This is a genomic window from Elusimicrobiota bacterium (assembly GCA_028718185.1).
Classification (GTDB): domain Bacteria; phylum Elusimicrobiota; class UBA8919; order UBA8919; family UBA8919; genus JAQUMH01.
The window spans coordinates 457,961-481,057 of the sequence record JAQUMH010000001.1 but is presented as its reverse complement, the minus strand read 5'-3'; the positions used below and the strand labels follow the sequence as shown (position 1 = coordinate 481,057).

Sequence of the window (23,097 nt, the reverse complement as noted above, 5' to 3'; positions counted from 1 at the left end):
TATGAGATTGCCACGGGCTAAAGCCCTCGCAATGACAGTAGTGTATTTCACTTTTATATTCCATCCTCTCTATGCAGGTGTGGGAACTAATACCGCTGCATTTCTTAAAGAAGATATCGGGGCAAGAATGTCTGGAATGGGATCTGCTTTTTCTGCTGTCGCCGATGATACTAATCTTATTTTTGTCAATCCTGCCGGTTTGAATTATATTACCAGTCCTGAAATTGCAACTATGTATAATAAAAGTATAATTGATACTTATTATGGTTTTTTAGGTGCTGTTTTACCGCTACAAAACTGCACGCTTGGATTTAGTTATCTCAGATATGATGGTGGGAATATTGAAATAAATCATCTTGATGGCACATCCGAAAAAGTTAAGGCAGAAAGCGATTCCACTTTTATACTGGGGGCAGGTTCTAATTTAAGCGAAGAATTTTTCTTTGGTTTCAATGGAAAATTTATCAGTAGTGAACTTGGTGAGAAATATTCTGCCTCAACTATTACTGGGGATTTGGGTGTAATATTTAGACCTGTGGATGACAGACTTTCAATAGGAGTATCTTTTTTGAATTTAGTCGGTGAATTAAAATATAACAAAGTGAGTGAATCACTACCTATGACCATACGCTCTGGTATTGCCTATAAAGTAGTTGATTTGAAAAGACATTCGTTGCTTTTAGCATTTGATACTGTAAAAAATAAAAGTGAGGATGTAAAATTCAATTTAGGTTCTGAATATTGGTTCTCTCAACTTTTAGCATTACGGGTTGGGTATAAAATTTCTGATAGTATTACTTTTGGACTTGGATTAAATATGCTAAAAGGACAACTTGATTATAGTTATGTGCCAATGCTTGGAGAGACAACTCATAAAGTTTCATTTTCTATGAAATTTGGTTCTGTGGAATTATATGATATAGCCGAAAAATATTATGATAAAGGTATGTATAACCGTGCAATATCTTATTGGTCAAAAATAGACAAAGGGGAGCCGGATTATGCTCAGGCAGAAAAAAGAATAAATGAAACAAAAAGGGAATCGGATTATGTTCAGACAGAAGAAAGAATAAATGGAACAAAAGGGGAATATAAAGATGAACAACAAAAACAACAAAAAGAGGAACAGCAATTAATCAAAGGGCGTGAATCTGCGACTCTATTTGCTGAACTTTTGCAAGAATGGAATAGGAAACATCCAAAAGGAGGTACGACTGGTGTTTCTCCTTCACAATCGCTTGAAACAAGTCCAACACAACCAGTATCACAAAGCGAACCAATACAATATCAAATTAAGCCGCCAAAAGAAAAAACCAATCTTGCAATTACAAGTTTTGAAGGGAAAAATATGTCCTCCGCTGATGCTGATATCGTTTCAGATTTTTTACGGACGGATTTAGTGAAAACTGAAGTTTTTAATGTTGTGGACAGGGGAAATATGGAAAAGATACTCGCCGAAGCAGCATTCCAACAAACTGGTTGCACAACTTCCGAATGTGCAGTTCAAATAGGAAAAATCTTAAATGTTCAAAAAGTAGTGACGGGAACTTTATCCAAGTTAATCGGTGTTTATTATGTGAATATTAGTATGACAGATGTGGAAACAGGAAAAATTATTTATGCCGACAAAGCAGAATGTGGGAGTCCCAGAGATTTATCTATTGCAATAACAAATATGGCAATAAAAATGGCTTCTCAGTTCAGTGAAAAATAAATTTATAAGTTTTCAAAAAACGACCGTTTTCTGAGAAAACAACATAACAATATAATCCTTCCAATCAATTTTCCAATCAATTTTTATTGACTTTCCGGTCTTTTTTTTATAATATATTCAATAAATGATTAGAACACATAATTGCGGGCAGCTGCGAAGTTCCGAGATATCGAAAAAAATAGTACTTTGCGGGTGGGTACATTCACGCCGTGACCATGGCGGTATTATTTTTGTTGATTTACGGGACAGGTACGGGCTTACACAAATTGTTTTTGATAGTGGTGAAATATTGGAACAGGCAAAGGGATTAAAACCCGAATATGTCCTGACCGTTACCGGAACAGTCAGGAAGAGACCTGAAGGAACAGTTAATCCGGCTCTCCCGACAGGTGAAATAGAAGTTGTTACTGAAAAATTGGAAGTACTTAATACATCTAAGACGCCTCCGTTTGAAATTGACTCTGAAAACCTTCCGTCCGAAGAAATCCGTCTTAAATACAGGTATATTGATTTACGCCGTGAAAGGATGAAAAAAAATCTTCTTTTAAGGCATGAAATAAATCTTGCAGTAAGAAATTATTTAAGTGAAAATAATTTTGTTGAAATAGAAACACCGTTGCTTACTAAATCTACTCCGGAGGGAGCACGCGATTTTCTTGTCCCGTCCAGGTATGAACCCGGTAAGTTTTTTGCACTTCCGCAATCACCCCAGCTTTTCAAGCAAATTTTGATGGTTTCGGGTTTTGACAGGTATTTTCAAATTGCTAAATGTTTCAGGGATGAGGATTTGCGGGCAGACCGCCAGCCGGAATTCTCGCAAATTGACATAGAAATGTCTTTTATAGATGAAAATGACATTATTGATGTAACAGAGAAACTTATTTGCGAGGTATTCAAAAAAGCGGGTATAGATGTTAAAATTCCTATTGTCAGAATACCTTATGAAATCGCAATGTTAAAATACGGGGTTGACCGTCCGGACACGAGATTCGGGCTGGAAATATCCGATTTAACGGAAATCCTTAAAGAAACAAAATTTAAGGTTTTTAGTGAAGTAATAAAAGACGGCGGGGTTGTAAGGGGGATTTGTGTTCCTGCCGGTGAAAGTTTTTCCAGGCAGCAAATTGATAATACTATTGAATTTGCAAAAAAATATGGTGCCAGAGGGCTTGCATGGATGAAGATGACTGCAAACGGTTTTGAATCAAATATAGTAAAATTTTTCGGAACATCAGAACTTGAGAACATAAGAACTTGTTTTGCCCCAAAACCCGGCGATATAGTCTTTTTTGCAGCGGGAAAAGAGAAGCTGGTATGTAATATACTGGGTAATTTGCGTATACATATGGCGGAAGAATTGAAGATTATCCCGCAAGATAAGTTCAATTTTTTATGGGTTGTAGATTTCCCGCTTTTTGAGTATAGCGAAGAAGATAAAAAATGGAACGCAGTCCATCACCCGTTTACTTCTCCTGTTGATGATATTTTACAACTTCCTACTTCCGACTCCCAACTTCCTGCTTTAAAGTCACGTGCTTATGACATTGTCTTAAACGGTGTTGAACTTGGCGGCGGTTCAATAAGAATTCATAAGGAAAGTGTACAAGAAAAGATTTTTGAAATATTAAAAATTACAAAAGAAGATGCACAGAAAAAATTCGGGTTTTTACTTGAAGCATTGGAATACGGCGCTCCCCCGCACGGTGGGCTTGCTTTGGGAGTTGACAGGATTTTGGCAATGCTCACAAATTCCGAATCCATAAGAGATGTTATTGCATTCCCGAAAACGCAGTCAGGCAGTTGTCTTTTGAGTAACGCACCGTCAGAAGTATCAGAAAAACAATTAAAAGAATTAAAAATAAAAATAGATAATATAAAAGTGTCTAAATGAACATAAGAAAAATATTTATTATTTTCATTTTCCTGATTACTCTTTTTTTTACCCGCCTACGTATGTCTTACCATGAAACAGGCAAAATGTCTCCCGTCGGTGTCCATTGGTGGAATGAATATGTATCAGCATTTTTTGGCGAGGTGTTTGCAGAAGACGGGGCAGATGTCGCCGGGAGTTCCACGACGGTTATAACTCAGCAGGAACCTAAAACATACCGTGTTTGGGTTTGGCAGGAGAACGGGGATTGTCTTTGGAAAATAGCTGAAAAGTTTTATGGAGACGGCAGAAAATGGAAGATTATTTATGAAGCAAATAAAGATAAAATACAAGACCCCGGAAAAATATATCCAAAGCAGGAACTTATAATACCCTAATATGGTATCTGTTGGAAAAGTCTCAACAGACACTGATTACGCAGAATAAACAGCAGATTACGCAGATTATGGTTCGATAAGTTCACCACATTGAATAAAGTTGAATAAAAACACAGTTTTTTATCTGCGGAATCTCTTTTAAAAATCTGTGTAATCTGCGATAAAGTCTCTTATTTTAACAATAAAAAATATGTTTACTAAAAAAATATGTATCGCTGATTCAAAAGATGCAGTTTCTGTTTTTGGCGAGTACGATTCTAATCTTAAACTTTTAGAGAAAAGATTTAAAGTAGAGATATTTGCACGGGGGGATGAAATTACAATAAAAGGTCGCAGGAAAAATGTTGAAAATACTGAAAATGCAGTGAATAATATTATTTGTAAACTTAAGAACGGAGTTACGGATATGCAATCAATTATTGCGTCTCCTTCGGATACAATTGTGGTTACTGACAGGGGAAAACCTATAAGACCCAGGACAAGTAATCAGGAAAAATATATTAAAGCAATGGGTAAATATGATATGGTTTTTGCGATAGGTCCTGCCGGTACCGGCAAAACATTCCTTGCTGTTGCCGAGGCAATAAGATTATTTAAAGAAAATAAAATTTCCAGGATAGTACTTTCAAGACCGATTGTTGAAGCAGGTGAAAAATTAGGTTTTTTACCGGGTGATTTTTACGAAAAAGTTAATCCGTATCTTACCCCGCTTTTTGATGCATTTTACACTATTTTAGGACCTCACCATTTTACAAGATATAAAAGTGAGGGTGTTATAGATATTGTCCCGCTTGCTTACATGCGAGGACGGACACTGGAAGATGCGTTTATAATTTTAGATGAGGCACAAAATACGTCGCTTGAACAGATGAAGATGTTTTTAACACGTTTGGGAAGCGGTTCAAAAGCGGTAATTACGGGAGATGTAACACAAATTGATTTTGAAAATAAAAGGTTGTCAGGGTTAGTATTGATTTCCGAAATATTGTCTTCTATTGACCAGATAAAATTTGTAAATTTTACTGAAGAAGACGTTCTTAGGCATGGTATTGTAAAGAAAATCGTAAGGGCATTTGAAAAGTGGAATAAAAAATAGAGTTTAGTTCATTATGATTAATTTAATTAAAAAAACCATTAAAAAACCGGTTAAAAGGATTTTGCAGTGGACTGAAAAAACAACTACTTCTACCAGGGTAAAATTTACACCGGAAGTCCTTAATAAAAACGTTCATATACCTACCTTTGTAATAGCTATTTTCATTTACATTAGTTTAATTTTAACAGTTTCCTTTGAACTTAAATTATCTTTGTCCAATATTTTCGGGATTACTATTTTTCTCGCTGTAGTCATGGTACTTGCCATTATTTACTTAAAGAATATTACTTTTGATTTTATTTTTGATGATGAAGCGGTAATGTTAACAGGTATTGTTGCAATTTTCATGATTTTCCTTTCAGGAGCTTTAAAAACATATGATGTTCCGGTGTGGTTTATACCTACTGCGGCTGCATCAGTTTTAATAACACTTCTTATCTCACCTTCGGTTGCCAGTGTTGTCGGTCTCGTGGTAAGTATTTTCCTGGCAATTTTATTTTATTTTTCAATTTCAGCATTTTCTGTCTCTTTTTTTGGAAGTATTGTCGGGATATTTTCTGCGATTAAGGTTAAAAACAGGCAAGACCTTGTAAAGGTCGGATATTATATAATTTTTACAAATGTAATTGTTATTGTTTCCATAGGTCTGCTTGAGGGATGGAAGGCAAATATATTCTTATCATCTATATTATGGGGAGCCGGTAACGGTGTTTTTTCTGTTATGATTGTATCGGCTTTTTTACCTTATCTGGAGAGATTTTTTTATAAGACGACCTCAATACGGCTTCTTGAACTCGGAGATTTTAATCAACCGCTTCTGAAGCGGTTAATGCTTGAGGCGCCGGGAAGTTATCATCATTCACTTATGGTAGCATCACTTGCAGAAACTGCAGCTGCTGTCGTTGATGCTAATCCGCTTCTTTGCAGGGTAGGTGCCTATTACCACGATATCGGGAAGATTGCAACTCCGGAGTATTTTATAGAAAACCAGTCAGCTGTTATATCAAAACATGAGGATTTACAATCACGGATGTCATCTTTTATAGTTATATCACATGTAAAAGAAGGTGTCAGGTTAGCAAATGAATATGGTATTGATAAAGTTGTCGTTGATATTATTCAGCAGCACCACGGGACCTCTTTAGTTTATTATTTCTACATGAAAGCGCTTCAAAATGGGACAGCAGACGCCGAAAAATCAGTGTATAGATATTCCGGACCCCGTCCAAGAACAAAAGAGTCGGCAATAATAATGCTTGCGGATTCCGTTGAAGCAGCATCTCGTACATTAGAAGAACCGAGTTTTTCCCATTTGCAGGAAATGGTTTATAAAATAATAAACAATAAATTTACAGACGGTCAGTTTGACGAAACAGAACTTAAACTTGCTGATTTACATAAAATTGCTGAAAAATTTGTTAGTGTTCTTATGGGAATCTATCACTCGAGAATAAAATATCCTGAAGAAGTAGAGAAGAAGTAGAAGCGGATAAACGCGGATATTAACGCTGATTAACGCAGAAAATACCAGTGTGAATTCTTGGGGTGCTGAGAAATAAATGTCGATAAAAGTTTTTGATAGGCAAAATAAAATTAAATTGGATATCCGGAAGATTAGTGATAGTTTACCACAGATTATAAAAAAGTTACAATTATCAGGAAATGCCGTATATAATATAATTTTTCTGGATGATAAAAATATAAGGGAACTTAATAAAAAATATCATAAAACAGATTACCCGACAGATGTTTTGTCGTTCAAGTACTCTCAAAAGACCGCAGATGTTTTTATATCTGTTGAAACAGCAAAGAGTAATTCAATATTTTACAAAGAGAGATTTTCTACTGAAATTATGCGGTTAATTATCCATGGTATTTTGCATTCTCTGGATTTTACCGATTATTCTGAAAAAACAAAAAAACGTATGTGGAAAAAACAGGAGAATATTCTTAAATGTTTGCGTTAGCTGAAATATTATTAATGGTTGTACTTTTTTTGATAGCTGCTTTTTTTTCTATGTTAGAAGCAGCTCTCGTAACACTATCAAGAGTAAAAATAAAAAAATATCTTGTGGAATATCCAAAAAAAGCAAATGGTTTTAAGGTATGGCTTGAAAATCCGAATAAATATCTAACTACCCTTCTTTTAGGAAATGACGCGGTAACAATTATAGGGACTGCAGTTGCCACATCACTTGCAACAGCGATAAGCAGAAAATATCATATAAGTGAAGCATTTCTGGTTGCAGTGACTGCAATTATCGTTTGGGCGGTTTTTTTAGTTCTTGGTGAGATAGTCCCAAAAGTTTTAGGAGTGCGCAACTCGGAAAAAATCACACTTTTCTTTATAAATTCGCTATATCGCTTTGATAAGTTTATTTCCCCGGTATCTAAACTATTTATGTGGTTCGCAAGTTTGGTAACAGGTAAATCCGGTAAAAAAGAAATTCCTATTTTAACTTACGATGATATTAAAACAACTATAAGTGTCGGTCATGAAATGGGTGTTTTCGGGATTGAAACCAAACAGATGATGCATTCCGTTTTGAATTTTTCTCAGATTACTGCTAAATCAATAATGACCCCGCGTGAAAAGATGACTATTGTAAATATAGACTTGGACAAGGAAACATTTATTGATTTAGTTGTCGAAAGCGGTCATTCACGTGTTCCAATTTATCAGGGAAACGCCGATAATATAATAGGTGTAATTTATGCGTGGGATCTTATGGATATGTGGCGAAGCGGTACGGTGTTTACAATTGATGATTTGCTGAGACCTATTATGTTTATTGAAGAAGAAAGAAAAGTTAATGAACTTATGAGACAGTTCAAAAAAGGCGAGTCACATCTTGCAATAGTAAAAAATAGCCAGAGTAAAATTGTAGGCTTAATTACCATTGAAGATATTGTTGAAGAGGTTTTTGGCGAAATTTTAGATGAGTTTGATATAACTGAGTTGTTTAGAAGAGAAGAAATGAGTAAAATGAGGTAAGTATAGGAATTTGAATGTTATCACGCCGAGGGCGTGAAACTACAATTTAATTATAGGTTTGTAGTTGTCGTAGATCCTTGGTGTGCCTAACTTGGTGATTTTATGATTCATAATACTGTAGGAATTGTAATAAAAAAGAATGATTTTAGAGATTACGACCGTGTTTTGACGCTATACACGAGTGATTTCGGTAAAATAAAAGTAGTTGCAAAAAGTGTAAGAAAGTCAAAAGCAAAACTTACTTCCCTGACTGAGCTTTTTGTGGTTTGTGAATTTCGTGTTTTTTTAAGAGAAACTGCTGATTTTGGTAAAATTGTCGGTGGTGTTATTGTAGATTCTAATTCTTTAATAAGATATAATATAAAAAAATTTTACGAAGCGTCATACATTTGTGAGGTTATGGATGCATTAACGCCGGCTAGACAACCTAATACCGAAAAGTTTCTTTTATTAAAAGAAAGTCTTTCTATAATCAGTAAGAGTGCTTTTAATAATAAAGATACCTCAAATAAGAAAGATGATTTTGTCGAAAAGCTTTTGCATCTTACGGGTTTTGGAATAAAAGAGGACGTACCTTTAGAAAACATTTTGCAGGAACATTTGGCATATCCGTTAAAAACAGCGAGATAGCAGGATGGTGGTGGGATAGTGGGATGGTGGGATAGTGCGATAGCGGGATAGATAGAGAATGAGAATAAAAAAGTTTGAGGATTTGATTGCTTGGCAAGAAGATAGAAAATTAAATAAAATTATTTATGAAAATGCAAATAAATTTATTGGTAGAGACAAGGATTTGGTAAGGCAAATCCGGAGAGCATCTATATCGGTAATGGCAAATATTGCTGAAGGTTTTGCCCGTTATGGATATAAAGATAGAAAACAATTTTATACGATATCAAGAAGTTCACTGGCAGAATTAAAAAGTCATTTTTATGCTACTTTGGATTTAAATATGGTTATTCAGATTGAGGTCGATTCAATAATTAAGCAAATAGATATTGTTGGAAAGTTAGTTAGTGGAATGATTCGCTCCATCGCACCATCGCACTAAAGGACTATCGCACTATTTTTATGAACTTTCAGGAAATTATTTTCCGGTTGGAAAAATTTTGGTCAAAGCAAGGCTGCATAATAACTCAACCCTATGACATGGAAAAAGGTGCCGGTACATTCAATCCTGCTACTTTTTTAAGATGTCTTGGAGAGAAACCATGGGCAGCTGCATATGTGGAGCCATGCCGAAGACCTGCTGACGGGAGATATGGCGAAAATCCTAATCGTCTTCAACGGTATTACCAGTATCAAGTTGTTATTAAACCTGCTCCTAAAAATATACAAAGATTATACCTTTCTTCTTTAAAGGCGATAGAACTAAATCCTGAAAAACATGATATTAGATTTGTTGAAGACGACTGGGAAAGTCCAACGCTCGGTGCTTCCGGTCTTGGCTGGGAAGTATGGTGTGACGGGATGGAAATAACTCAGTTTACATATTTTCAGCAAATGGCAGGGATAGAATTAAATCCTATTACCGTAGAAATTACATACGGGCTTGAACGGCTGTCTATGTATATTCAGAAAAAAAAGTCGGTTTATGATATTTTATGGAATGATGAATTAAAATATGGTGAAATTCATCTTGAAGATGAAAAACAATTTTCAAAATATAATTTTGAAGAAGCTGATGTGGAACTTTTAAGAGAACTTTTTGATAAATATGAGAAGGAATGCAGACATTTGCTTGACAGGGGACTGGTTCTTCCTGCATATGATTTTGTTTTGAAGACATCCCATACGTTTAATTTGCTGGATGCCCGTCGTGCAATTTCAGTAAGTCAGAGAGTTTCCTATATTACAAGAGTAAGAAATTTAGCAGTAGGGGTTGCAAAAAAGTATCTGGAAAACCAAAAGTGATATTTAGGAAACACATCAGGTTAAAAGATTATGATTATTCAATAAATGGATATTATTTTGTCACTATATGTTGTAGCTGCAGAGCGAAGCTCTGCTCTGAATATAGAGAGATAATTGAGAAACACCTGAAAAATTTAGAAAATCATGAAAATGTAAAATTAGATTATTTTAAAATAACACCTAATCATTTACATTTTATTTTAGTTTTAGAAGAAGCAAAGCTATCGCTTTGCCGCTACATTCAGGATTTCAAATCAAAGACAACATTAGAGATAAAGAAAAATAATTTTGTCGGAAAAAGGTTCTGGCAATTGAACTATTATGAACACATTATTCGTAATGAAAAAGTATTGGATGAAATCCGCAAGTATATTGATAATAATACTGATGTCGAAAAACCAAACTGGGAAGAGTTAGATAAATGAGCAGGGATATTCTATTGGAAATTGGTTGTGAAGAAATACCGGCAGGGTATTTACCGGCTGCTATTGAACAGATAAAAGCAGTTTCAGAACAGGAATTAAAAACTGCACGGTTGGAGTTCAGGGAAATAAATGTCTGTGCAACGTTGCGTCGTTTGGTTTTATATGTTGAAGATATTTCAGAACAGCAGAAGATATTGAAAACTGAAATTTCCGGACCTTCTGAAAGCGCAGCATTTTCTGAAGGTAAACCTACTCCTGCAGCAATAGGATTTGCGAAAAAATACGGTGTTGAAGTATCAAATCTGGTAGTGAAAAATGGTAAGGTTTGTGCAATAAAAAATGAGTTAGCGTTAAAAACCGAGGAAGTCCTTCCTGCAATTTTAAAAAAAATAATTTCTTCTTTAACTTTTCCTAAAACAATGAAGTGGGAATCATCCGGGTTCAGGTTTGTTCGTCCTGTTAGATGGGTTTTGGCTCTTTATGGAAAAAAGGTAATAAAATTCCAGATAGCAGATGTAAAATCATCTAATATTACATATATCCGTTACTATAAAAAAGTAAAAATCACTGAACCTAAAAAGTATGTTGATATTTTAAGGAACAAAAGCGTTATAGTAGAACAGAATTTGCGGTTAGAGATGCTTAAAAAAGCGGTATTTTCGCAAGTAAAAAACAAAGGTGAAATTTTGGAAAGTAATGAAATTTTAGGAACAGTTAACAATCTCATTGAATTCCCATCTGCTATTCTTTGTAAATTCGATGAGCAGTTTTTAAAATTGCCAAAAGAAATAATAGCTAATACCTTAAAAAGACAAAAGAATTTTGTTGTTGTTGATAATAACAAAACAAAAAACATTATTTCATTTTTTATAGGAGTTAAAGACGGTATTTCAACAAACGTTGAAACAATTCGTGAGGGTTATGAAAAGGTGGTCACTGCCCGTCTTGAAGATGCTGAGTTCTATTTCAAAAATGATACAAAGACAAAATTAGAAGAAAAAGTTGAAAAGTTAAAAGGAATTATTTTTCAGGAAAAATTAGGCACAATTTACGATAAAACCCAGCGCATTAAAAAATTATCAATGTGGTTAAATAATAACACCTCAACACATCAACATGTTAACACATCAACACTTGAACGCCTTTGCCTTTTATGCAAGGCAGATTTAGCTACAGAAACAGTATCGGAATTTCCGGAACTTCAGGGTATTTTTGGGTCAATTTGTGCAATTCAGGACAAGGAAGATGAACTTGTTGCTGAAGGAATTGAACAACACTGGTGGCCGATACTATATGACGGGAAAATACCTGTTTCGAGTGAGGCATCAATTGTTTCTGTCGCTGATAAAATTGACACTCTTGTAAGTAATATTGCAATAGGAATAATTCCTACAGGTTCTGCTGACCCGCATGGTTTAAGGCGGACAGCAGTCGGCATTATAAGAATTGCAATTGAAAAAGAGTTATCTTTTTCATTAAGTGAAATAACCAGTCAGGCAATTGAAAATATGTTAATAGATGATAAACCTTTGAAGTTTGAAAATAATGAAAAAATTATATTACAAGTTAAGGATTTTTTAAAACAAAGACTTTCAACATATTTTTCTAATAAAGATATTAAAAATGATGAAATAGATGCTGTTTTATCAGTTAAATTTGATGATATTTACGATTCATATAACCGTGTTGTTGCTGTTCATTCAATAAGGACTCTCCCTGATTTTGAACCCATTGCCACTTCATTTAAGCGGATAGGGAATATACTGAAACAAGCGAGAATATCAGAAAAAGGATATGAAAAATCAGAGGTCAGAGAAGAGTTGCTAAAAGAAAATGAAGAAAAAACACTTTATAAAGTATTTTTAGATATTAAATCGGAAATTGATAAAGCAATTGGAATAAATGATTATAAAACCGTACTTCAATATCTAGTTTCATTAAGAAAACCGGTGGATAGTTTTTTTGAAAAGATTCTTATTATGGATAAAGACGAAGAAGTTAAAAATAACCGGTTATTGCTTCTTTCTGCTATTTATAATCAATTTATACAGATTGCTGATTTTTCAAAACTTGTTCCAACTGAAATAAAAGAACTGAAAAAATAGCCAAAAGCGTGTAAACCGCTTATTGTGTAAAAAATCACAAAATAATATCCAAAAAAAATTTTATTGACGATAAAATATAAGGACATATTGTTTTAATGGTTCTCGCGATAAAAAACTGCTTGACAATATATTTCAATTGTGTTATATATTTTATAGATGTTTTATGATTATTTTACTTTAAAAATTCCTGTCTGACATCATAATGTTAAAATTAAAATAACTATGAACTATCAACTATTAACTATGTTTGTGGAGGTGTTTTATGAAAAAAATATTTTTATGTGCACTGTGTGTGTTTTCTTTATCATCTTTAAGTTTTGCTTCTGCTAAAATTAATACTGTAAACGGCGGTGTAACCATTAACGGTGTTTCTGCAGTTCCCGGGCAACAACTCAATCCCAATGATATAGTAAAGACATCGACTAAATCATCAGCTGTGGTTTTAATTAATGGTCATAAGGTTTCTATTTCAGAAAAAACACAGGGAAAGCTTCTGGAAATCACCGATAATACGTCAGTGTTTGTCGTGTTAGTCGGTAAGATTCGGGCACTGGTTAAAAAACTTCAAGTAAGGCAGAAATTTGAAGTAAAAACACCGACTGCTATTTGCGCTGTAAGAGGAACTGATTTTGCTGTTGACGTTGCGGATGATTCGAAAACACGGCTTGAAGTCTATGAGGGTGTTGTTGCTGTAAAAGAAGAAACAACCGGCAGTGAGGTTTTTGTAAACCCCGGTGAATTTACAACGATACAAAAAGGTGAAGCACCAAAAGAGCCTGAAAAAATGGATAACGGGAAAACAGGTGAGAAATCGGAAGAGCAGAAAGATGATATAAAATCGGAAGCACAGCGGGAAATATTTATGGAAATATCCCGTGAATCGGTTATGGGGCGAGCCGCCGAAGAAATAAAATTAGCGGAATATCAAAATGGCAAGGCGTTAGTTGATGTTTCCGGTAACCGGGTTCGTCTTGAGGAATATGTTTATCGCCCGGCAGAAAATAAGAATCAGTTCAAGTATGTTGTTCTAAACGAGAGAGAAAATCGTTTTGATTTTGGTAAAATTCTTTTTACCTTTAATAAGGAGTTACCGGCAAATTTAAATGATGTAACAAAGAATATGTTCCATAGCGAGGGTTCAACTGCACCGGAATGGTATATTACAAATCTTGATTCTGTAATGTCAAATACATATGATAAAATATTGGAAGAAGCATCGGGTGGTAAAATGATTCCGGATGATTCGCTATCAGCGACTGAATGGAACCTGTTTCTTCCGAATTATAAATTTTATATAGGCAATGCCGATTCTACGGAGAATTCAGGGAAAGGTAAGCTAATGTGGCAATTTGTGGATAATGGAGACAATAAATCTCAAGCAGACGAATTCACGTTTTTGCCTGGCACTGCATATGAGAGTCATACCGACCCTGCTGTTTCAACGTTTAAGATGATGCCCGATGGTAATACGGCATTTCATTTTGCATATAGGGATGTATATGGTGATGGTACTTGGATTGAGAAGCATAACTACATTATAGATGATAATGGAAAGGTTCAGACATTTACAGACATAGTAGATACAGCCAATATTTCAGCCGATAAAATAAAAGAAAAAATTTTAACACTTAATTTTGAAAATGTTTATACATCGTCGCTCTTTTCTGCAAAATATGACCAGAAAATCGATTTAATATTCTCATCAAAACTTTTGTCTGATTCCGGTATATTATCATTACCAAGTTCTTTAAGTCAGTCACCAAAAATAGAATAGAAAGGCGTTCATATGTTCTCAAGTTCTATGGTTCATAAGAAAGTTAGAACAAACTTTTGGAGGTTTTTCATGTCTAAATACCGTTTTTCATTTTTGTTATTTTTCATCTTACTTCCTACTTCCTACTTCCTACTTCCTGAAGTCAAGGTCACTCCCGTTGCCAATGTTTCACTTCTTGGCGGACAATATTTTCTGGAAGGTGAATCAGATTCTTTTGCCGGCAATGCCGATATTTTCTTTTCGCCGGTTATAAATTTTTCTGAAAAGACTGCACTTCTTCCTATTTACCAGGGACTTTATTCCGGCACAAAAGATGTTAGGGAATTGGTAGGCGGTGGAACTCTTACAAGAGCATTATTGGACAATTCACTTACCTTAAAACTTACTCACAAGTTTTCTGATACTTTAAAGGGTAAAGTAAAAGCCGGTTATAAGATAGAATATCTAAAAGAAACAAAAGACGAGAAGTTCAACAAAGGTCTTTTTGACTATAATAGGATAATAGGCGGATTAGAAGTTGAAAAAAAATATGAGAGTTGGAATTTGAGGACCGGTTACGACTTCTACATTATGGCTTATCCGAACTACGCATCGCTTATTACAACATATCAGACTTCAATAGACACTGCAACGTATACTGAGGTTTCAGCTAATGCCGGGAAAGATGTTTTAGATTATTCAACACACGAGTTGTTTATTGAGACGCTTCACATGTTTTCAGAAACACTTACAGGTAAAATAACGTATGATGTCGCTTACAAAATATTTAAAGACCAGACAATTGTCGAGAAAAGTGGAAGTTTTTCTTCTACAAAAAGAAGTGATTTAGTACATTTGATTACATTCGGTATTTCTCAGAAATTAAAGAGTGTTTCAATAGGACTATATGATTCAGTTCAGTACTACAATTCTAAGCAGAATTCATATGATGCTAACAGGACTCAATACAATCCAAATTACTATGATTTTTTTCAAAATAATATTACTCCGTCTTTAACATTTTCACTTGTAAAAGATGCAAAGTTAAATTTTTGGTGGGATATTGCATATAGAAAGTATAATGAACGGCCGGCTCAGGATGTAGAAGGTAATTACAAAACATCAAAAATTACTCAAACAACAAACTCAACAGGGATTTCACTGATTGTTCCTGTATATAAAGCACTTTCAGTAAAAGTGGCAGGTAACTACAGGGACTCATCTTCAAACAATAAATACGAAGCTAATTATAGATATAATTACAATACAGAAAATTATTTTGCAGGACTAAACTGGGAATATTAGAAATGCAGATATTCGTAGATAGAAATGCGTAGATGACCGCAGATGAAAATCAGCGGCAATCAGCGTTGAATTAATAATAAATCTGTCTTAATCAGCGATTTTGGAGGTATATTATGAAAAATAAATTATCAGCGGTAATTAGCGCATTGTTTTTTTCAGCGGTAATCAGCGGTCTTTCTGCTATTCAGCTAACTATTGAAACAGGCGTACAGGGTGCCGGAGTATCAGCTATGACTTTTGACACTATGGGCAATCCCCAGGATGTTACTGCAAGTGGAATTACGGATGCGCAAGGCAGAGTAGTTCTTAATATATTGCCCAATACCCAATATACAGTTTTCGCCACACGGCATGGAAAGGGACCTACTGTCAGGGACCAGGTAATGGAGAGGAAAGCACTTCAGGTAAATACGCCAATTGATAAGACGCTTTCTCTGTTTTTAAATGAGGATTTGACTAATGTCGGAAGAATAAGGATAGGTGTAGTAAACATCTCTACAGGTGTTGCAATGATGGGTGATATCAGGAATGTAATTACCAATGAGCAAGTTGCTTTTCTTTCGGATATACCTTTTGCTGTTGATGGAAATATGAACCCAATTCAGAGATTGGACCCTGCTTCCACAGGATATATTTTCGTTCCAAATATTCCCGCTGCACCGGAAAACACATATGTAATTAATATATTTTCTCCCAAGGACAATAAAGCATTAAATAAACCGCTGGCATTACCGGTAATAGCAGATGCTTATCCACCTGTGAATCCAGCGACTCCCATATACTTTGATTTTGCGGCACGCGATGCAATGGCGGCGCAGACACAGGATACTGGTGTTGCGCCGGAAGGTGATCTTGCTTTCGAAGGAGTTGTTGTAACTACCAACGGTGCCGGTATTGCCGATATGAATGTTCAGTTGTACTCCCAACAGCAAAACTCTTTTCAGCCGAAATGGCAAACTTTTACTATGACTGATTCGAACGGTAGGTTTACATTTTATAATGTTCCAGCTGACACTAATTATAACATTAATATAAATGGACTGGGATATGAAGGTGTCAATGATGGTCCGCGTGGTGTTAGCATGACTAATGGTAATGATAGAATTAATGGTTATACATATGATGGTAAAAATAAAATTGTGGTTCCTTCTAATCCTATTCCAACTACTTATACTACTGAGTACTGCTACGCATTAATGCCAATTCCTCATAACCAATATATTCTTCGTACGGTTAACGGACGGCTCAAAGGTGAAGTTAAAGTCGGAGGTGTTCCGCTTCCTTTCGCTAATATTCAAATATGGGGTGACGGTGACAGGTGGCAAGGATATGATATGTACAGTTCTTCCGGAATTGAATGGGGGAAAGCTTCGCCTTCCAATGGCCGCATAAGAACCGGAGCTGATGGAAAATTTGACATAACCGGTTTGTCGGTCGGTAATGTTACCTTAAGTGTATGGTCAGACCTCATAGGAATAAATTTCATTTATAATTATAAAGGTGACTGGAATGATAAAAATATGGATCCCAATACCGGTCTTCGTTTAAATGACGATGTTCGTGTTAGTATTTCCACAGAAGTCGTGGCAAATGATAAATTGCCTGCGGAATGGATTGTGTATTCTGCTGATGGGAGTTCAGATCCGGTGCATTCAAGTCCAAACCCTGTTGTTATAGATATTAAAACAGAAGGCACTGCGACTTGTAAAATCAAAGGAACAATAAAATTTCTTGAAGCAGCAAACATTCCAGCTGAAAATCCTATTGTAATAATGGCAAGAGAAGAATTTCAAGGTGATTGGTCTACCCACAAATCCAAGTCAATATTCAGAACAATTTCAGGAGTTATTGCTAAAGGTGAGACAAGAGATTACGAGATACCAGTTTCTTCCGGAGCACAATACTGGGTTGATGTAAAAGCAGAATACTGGGGAATCGTCAATAGGTTTGATACACAGGTTGATTTTTCAAATGTTGTCTCCGGCGAAGTGGTTTTTGATTTTGCAATGGCTTCTGCAGGAAAAATTAAAGGCGTAGTTCGGTTACCTGATGGCACGATTTTTAAGCCGGTTCATGATAACAATAACGGCAGAGAAATTAGTATAAGAGCAAATTCACGAATAAGTAATGGTGATATTAATGTTCCTGATTCAGGTATTTTTGAAATAACGGGTCTTGTTCCCGGACTTTATAATGTCTCAATATATGGTAGTGGTAACGGGTATACCTGGCCAAGAACTATCACAATAAGTGATGTAATGGTTTCACCGGGAAAAGAAACATATGTTGAAATACCGCTTACAAACGGAGTGAAATGCGAAGCACAAGCACCGTCGCCGATGCCGTCTCTTCCTGCGGGGACAACCGGATATTATTATATTGTAGGTTTTAATTCCGATGATGTTTTAAATGGTCATCAAATAGATACTCTTATGGACAGTGATTCCAATACCCCGATGAGTTTTGAATATTCGCTTTCAACTTACACGCAAGGAGGATCGGGGGGACAAATAAAATCAATTGGTTGGCAGCCGACCATTGCCGCTCCCGGAAGATACAGCCTGTATCTTATAAAATTTGAGATGTTCGGTGGTGCAGATGATAAAATTTATACTAACGGTCCTATGCGTACCGAGCACCAGACAATAACCGTAATTTCCCAGGCAAAAAACACTGAAATTAAATATGACCCGCTACAGCCGAATGTTACTACATATATTCCTTTCGAAGGTGCGGTTACCGGAAAAGGAAAAATTACAGGAAAAATTACAGGAAACAATATATGGACATCCGCTGATTATGAAAAAGGCAAAAAAGAAGGTCAAGATGCAATGTTAAAAAACATACCGACTGTTATGCTTTACGATATAAACGGTACCTGGCGTGGGTTTTCCGGTGCAAGGCCTAAAAATGATAAGGAAAGTCTGATACCATGGGAAGTGTTTTTTATGAATCCCAATGAAATAAACAAACAAAAAACGCTTAAAGATTCGCCGCCATATTATTATGTAGATATGCTGCCGCCTGGAAAGTATATAATGGTAGCGGAAACGCCAAATTATCCGCCGTTTATGAAGGATATTGTGGTTTATTCAACGGCAACAACCACACTTGATTTGGATTTTGATGCTTTATCCGGTAACGGTCTCACGATATCCGGTGTGGTTACATCAACTACGGGTGTACCGCTTGAAGGTGCCGAGGTTGTTGCAAATCACAAGTCAGTTCAAAAATATACAGTTTGTAATTCTAGCGGTGAATATTCAATTACCGGGCTTCCTAAGGGTATATTTAGGATTCAGGTATCGGGAAACGGTTGTGCTTTGGCAGGGGACAAAATTAGCATAGGTAACAGTATTACTGCCGAAAATTTTCAACTGACAACAGCAGATGCTGCAATTGCCGGTACTGTTTACTCCCAGAAAATACCTTTTGCCAAAACACTTGCAAATGCAAAGATTGCCTGTTATGATGAGACATACAATACGCAAAATATTTCAAAATATCTGCCGGTTAATAAAACAATGACGGACAAAAGCGGTAATTACTACATTTCAGGTTTGATTTCAGGGCATATATATAAAGTTTATGTAATGTCGTCAGGAAAAATTGTTGAGTATGTTGAAGTGACTCCGGTTGTTGGTGATAATGTTCAGGATTTTGAACTAAAGTCACTACCGCCAAAATTAAAAATTATTGTTAAAAAGACTGACAATCCCAGAAAATATCTGTTCCTGTTCACCTCACCTAAAAAACTTGTTGCTGCACCTGTCTGCTGGTACAATTCCGGAGATAGTTATGACGAGAGCAAGGCTATACAGGCGCTTCCTTTATCAGGTCCTAACAATACATATTCTTTGTATGTAAATCTTCTGGAAACTAATATAAACCATAATTATAATCTTCGGGTAATATCTGATGATGGTTCCGGGAAAAACAATACGGACGATATAAAGTTCGGGGGTAATGTAAAACGTCAGACTAAAAAAGATGTAGCGGAAGGAATTGCCGAAGGTGACAGTGTGGCAATTGATGAACTCGGTGACGACAACACTCAGATAGAACTTGATGCCGGCTGTCTGACGGCTTCATCTGTTACGGTTTCCGCATCGCCGGCTATGGGTGCACCTGCTTTTGTAATTGGCGGATTCTCTTCAAACATTCCGTCATTTAAATTGCAAGGTACCGATAATTCGATTGCTTCCCAACTTTTAAGCGTAGATGCAGCTGCAGTAGCTAGCGATGTTTATCAGGTTGATTTGGCAAATTCACAGATGAATAAATCCGTAACGCTATCTTTGAATTATGACAAGGAAAAAGTAACTGAAACAGATTTGGATAAACTGAAAATTTACCAATATAATCCGGATAAAAGACTATGGGAGTTAGTACCGGGTGTAAAGACAATTGATCCTATTTCAGGAACAGTCTCGCTTGATGTAGAATCGATAGCGGATGCTTCAAAATCAACTTCTACCGTTCGTCTGGCCGGTCATTCAATCATACAAAATGGCAGGTTTGTTGTTAATCGCGCTGCTTCTTCTTCACAGAGCGGTGTTTTTGCTGTTTTTAAAAGTCAGCCGTCTACAAATGTCAATTGGACAGAAGGTTTTCAAATGTTCAACTTCCCTAATCCGTTTAATTTAACAGAGAAGATAGTTACTTTGACAGACGGGGGAGCGTTAGGGACTAATCTGACAACAAAAGGTACGATAATCAAGTATTGTCTGCCACCGTCGCTGGGTGCTTCAGTCAATATAAAATTTTATATTTACAACTTAGCAGGAGAGTTGGTAAGAGAAATAGATGACGGTATCCGTGATGGCGGTTATATCTATTATGTTGACTGGGATGGCAGGAACGACCGTAATGATAAGTGTGCGTCAGGTGTATATTTCTTAATAGCAAAAAATGGTAACAAGTCATTAAACAAACATAAACCGTTAAAGTTAGCGATAATAAAATAGGGTTATAGAGTTATAGAGTTTTAGGGTTTTAGGGTTATAGAGTTTTAGAGTTATAGAGTTGTAGTTGCAGACCCTTGGTCTGCTTATCGGAGGTTTATATGAAAAAGATTTTAAGTTTAATTCTTTTATTTACTTCCTACTTCCTACTTTCTACTTCCTGCTTTTACGGCAAAGGATTAGGCACGACCGGTTGTCAGTTTTTAAAGATAGGAATGGGAGCGCGGCCGTTAGCGATGGCAGGTGCTTTTGGGTCAGTAGCAGATGATGTAAATAGCATATATTATAGTCCCGCATCGTTGACGCGGATAAATAAGCAGGAAGTATCAGCGACATATTTAAAATATTTTGAAGATGTAAATGCCGGGTTTATAGGTTATACAGGTTTGGTAGCAGAAAAGCATTATATCGGTGTTGGAGTTACTTACTTACAAGTAAGTGATATAGAAAAACGGGATTTAACAGAAACAAGGCTCGGGGATTTTTCAGCATCAGATATGGCAGTGTTTTTAAACTATGCAAGAAAAGATATAGCAAATAGCATATTACAGGATTTGGCAGTAGGTGGCGGATTAAAAATAATAAGTCAGAAATTAAGCGATGAAAAAGCGTTTACAATAGCATTAGATTTGTCAGCATATTATCCGGCAGATGATAAGTTGTCACTTACGATGAATATTCAAAATATCAGTTATGGGGTAAAGTTTATAGATGAGGTTGACCCGCTCCCGTTGGATATAAAAGTAGGGGCTGCATATAAATTAGTAAAAGATTTGACAGTAGCATGTGATTTGGATGAATATGTTATAGATAATAAGTTATACGCATCAATAGGAGCAGAATATTGGATAAAGGATGTGTTAGCATTAAGAAGTGGATACAGATTTGGTTATGACACAGCAACATTAGGTGAAATAGTAGGGTTAGGGGTAGGAGCAGGATTTCGGGTATGGGGATTCGGACTTGACTATGCGTTTGTTCCGTTTGGTGAGTTAGGAGATACCCATCGTATTTCGTTTGGTGCGAAATTTTAATTTACCTTTCTAACTGATACTTCATAATACAAATAAAAAATTAGAAATTTGATATTTTCTTGATTTTTTTTAGAAAAATCCGGGTTAGGATGTATAACTTCATTAGCATGAAGATTTAAATGCATCTATGAGTTAAGTATAAAGAACATAAAAGGAGGATTACGTGAGTAAACTTGCAATTTTGGGAGGAAAGAAAGCGGTTCAGGGTAAAGTCGGAGATATGTTTAAATGGCCGATAGTCACTAAAGAAACAGAGAAGAAAGTTCTCGAAGTTCTCAGGGACGGTAGGATGTCGGATATAGACGTAACCAAGAAATTTGAAGAAGGATTTGCCAAATGGCATGGAGTGAAATATGCATTAGGCCATAACAATGGTACAGCAGCACTGCATGGTGCTATGTTCGGTTTAGGTATCGGGAAAGGTGACGAAATAATCTGTCCATCCGTTACCTACTGGGCGTCATGTTTACCGGTATTTTCGCTTGGCGGGACTGTCGTTTTTGCGGATATACATCCTGAAACTTTATGCATTGATCCTAATGATATTGAGCGACATATTACAGAAAGAACAAAAGCGATACTGGTAGTTCATTATTGTGCAGTACCAGCAGATATGGATGCTATAATGAAAATAGCCAGGAAACATAATCTTAAAGTTATTGAAGATTGTTCCCATTCACAAGGTGCATTATACAAAAGAAAAATTACGGGAACTTTCGGTGATGTATCTGCATATTCGTTAATGAGCGGGAAATCATTTGCAATAGGTGAAGCAGGAATTATGCTGACCAATGACCAGCGTATTTATGAAAGGGCAGTGTTGTTTGGTCATTATGAACGCCATGCCGGTTTACAATTAGAAGATTTGAAGAGCGGTGCTGATATTCCCTGGGGTGGTTATAAATACCGTATGCATCAACTTAGCTCGGCAGTAGGTGTAGTTCAGTTAAAAAACTATCCGAAACAAATTAAAGAAATTGATAAAGCAATGAAATATTTTAATGAGTTATTAAAAGGTGTTCCCGGTATTAAACTGCATTTGGCTAAAGAATCCAATAGTACAAAAGGCGGTTGGTATGCACCAGTAGCTTTTTATAATAGTAATGAGTTAGGTGGATTGTCTGTCAGTAGATTTACTGAAGCAGTAAGAGCAGAAGGAATAAATGATGTTTGGGCTGGCTGTAACAGACCTTTACATACTCATCCACTTTTTAATGAAATAGATGTCTACAATGACGGCAAGCCTACCAGGATAGCTAATTCACCGGTTGATATAAGGCAGCCGATCGGTTCTTTGCCTGTTTCTGAAAAAATTAATGAACAAGTACTAACTATACCGTGGTTTAAACATTATAAACCGCAGATAATAAAAGAATATGCAATGGCGTTTCGTAAAGCAGCAGAAAATTATAAAGAGTTATTACCCGGAGATAAAGGTAACCCTGTAGGACTTGGCGGTTGGAGCCATAAAAAACATAAAAAGTAAGAAAAAAGCGTTATAGAGTTCGTAGAGTTATAGAGTTA

17 protein-coding genes are annotated in these 23,097 nt (G+C 35.9%); all 17 read left to right on the top strand.

The genetic code is table 11. The features are described 5' to 3' along the window. The first annotated feature begins 1 nt into the window (after window position 1). The 17 genes from PHE88_02350 (at window position 2) to PHE88_02270 (ending at window position 23,059) form a co-directional block, all read left to right on the top strand. Entirely contained in the window at window positions 2-1,714 is a 1,713-nt protein-coding gene (locus PHE88_02350; protein MDD5686658.1) for a PorV/PorQ family protein, read from the top strand. Window positions 1,715-1,838: 124 nt separating this feature from the next. After that, window positions 1,839-3,605 carry an aspartate--tRNA ligase gene (gene aspS / locus PHE88_02345; GenBank protein ID MDD5686657.1) on the top strand — a complete coding sequence of 589 codons (1,767 nt, stop codon included), beginning with the start codon at window positions 1,839-1,841 and terminating at the stop codon, window positions 3,603-3,605. After that, on the top strand, window positions 3,602-3,982 hold the full coding sequence (locus PHE88_02340) for a LysM peptidoglycan-binding domain-containing protein (protein MDD5686656.1): 381 nt from the start codon (window positions 3,602-3,604) through the stop codon (window positions 3,980-3,982). Before aspS ends, PHE88_02340 begins: the two co-directional genes overlap by 4 nt. A 190-nt stretch (window positions 3,983-4,172) precedes the next feature. Beyond that, window positions 4,173-5,078, top strand: coding sequence for a PhoH family protein (locus tag PHE88_02335; protein ID MDD5686655.1), 906 nt, complete (start codon window positions 4,173-4,175; stop codon window positions 5,076-5,078). A gap of 13 nt (window positions 5,079-5,091) precedes the next feature. Then, the gene (locus PHE88_02330; GenBank protein ID MDD5686654.1) at window positions 5,092-6,561 is read left to right on the top strand and encodes an HDIG domain-containing protein; all 1,470 of its coding nucleotides are present in this window, start codon (window positions 5,092-5,094) and stop codon (window positions 6,559-6,561) included. A gap of 76 nt (window positions 6,562-6,637) precedes the next feature. After that, window positions 6,638-7,045 (top strand): rRNA maturation RNase YbeY, encoded by a 408-nt coding sequence (gene ybeY, locus PHE88_02325; GenBank protein MDD5686653.1) that lies wholly within the window; start codon window positions 6,638-6,640, stop codon window positions 7,043-7,045. Further along, complete coding sequence (locus tag PHE88_02320) at window positions 7,033-8,073, top strand: hemolysin family protein (GenBank protein MDD5686652.1); 1,041 nt, start codon at window positions 7,033-7,035, stop codon at window positions 8,071-8,073. Before ybeY ends, PHE88_02320 begins: the two co-directional genes overlap by 13 nt. A gap of 102 nt (window positions 8,074-8,175) precedes the next feature. Then, the gene (recO, locus tag PHE88_02315) at window positions 8,176-8,703 is read left to right on the top strand and encodes a DNA repair protein RecO (protein MDD5686651.1); all 528 of its coding nucleotides are present in this window, start codon (window positions 8,176-8,178) and stop codon (window positions 8,701-8,703) included. A 58-nt stretch (window positions 8,704-8,761) separates the two neighbouring features. Beyond that, window positions 8,762-9,124: a four helix bundle protein gene (locus tag PHE88_02310; protein ID MDD5686650.1), complete on the top strand. Its 363-nt coding sequence runs from the start codon at window positions 8,762-8,764 to the stop codon at window positions 9,122-9,124. A 20-nt stretch (window positions 9,125-9,144) separates the two neighbouring features. Beyond that, on the top strand, window positions 9,145-9,987 hold the full coding sequence (locus PHE88_02305) for a glycine--tRNA ligase subunit alpha (GenBank protein ID MDD5686649.1): 843 nt from the start codon (window positions 9,145-9,147) through the stop codon (window positions 9,985-9,987). Continuing rightward, complete coding sequence (locus tag PHE88_02300; GenBank protein ID MDD5686648.1) at window positions 9,984-10,412, top strand: transposase; 429 nt, start codon at window positions 9,984-9,986, stop codon at window positions 10,410-10,412. Before PHE88_02305 ends, PHE88_02300 begins: the two co-directional genes overlap by 4 nt. Continuing rightward, window positions 10,409-12,517, top strand: a complete 2,109-nt coding sequence (glyS, locus tag PHE88_02295; GenBank protein ID MDD5686647.1) for a glycine--tRNA ligase subunit beta — start codon at window positions 10,409-10,411, stop codon at window positions 12,515-12,517. Before PHE88_02300 ends, glyS begins: the two co-directional genes overlap by 4 nt. 262 nt (window positions 12,518-12,779) lie before the next feature. Next, a complete protein-coding gene (locus tag PHE88_02290; GenBank protein ID MDD5686646.1) occupies window positions 12,780-14,291 on the top strand; it encodes a FecR family protein in 1,512 nt (503 codons plus the stop codon). A gap of 69 nt (window positions 14,292-14,360) precedes the next feature. Then, window positions 14,361-15,575 (top strand): hypothetical protein, encoded by a 1,215-nt coding sequence (locus PHE88_02285; GenBank protein MDD5686645.1) that lies wholly within the window; start codon window positions 14,361-14,363, stop codon window positions 15,573-15,575. Window positions 15,576-15,688: 113 nt separating this feature from the next. Next, window positions 15,689-20,542: a carboxypeptidase regulatory-like domain-containing protein gene (locus PHE88_02280; GenBank protein MDD5686644.1), complete on the top strand. Its 4,854-nt coding sequence runs from the start codon at window positions 15,689-15,691 to the stop codon at window positions 20,540-20,542. Window positions 20,543-20,640: 98 nt separating this feature from the next. Further along, entirely contained in the window at window positions 20,641-21,573 is a 933-nt protein-coding gene (locus PHE88_02275) for a PorV/PorQ family protein (protein MDD5686643.1), read from the top strand. A gap of 163 nt (window positions 21,574-21,736) precedes the next feature. Next, window positions 21,737-23,059, top strand: a complete 1,323-nt coding sequence (locus tag PHE88_02270) for a DegT/DnrJ/EryC1/StrS family aminotransferase (GenBank protein ID MDD5686642.1) — start codon at window positions 21,737-21,739, stop codon at window positions 23,057-23,059. Window positions 23,060-23,097 lie beyond the last annotated feature (38 nt).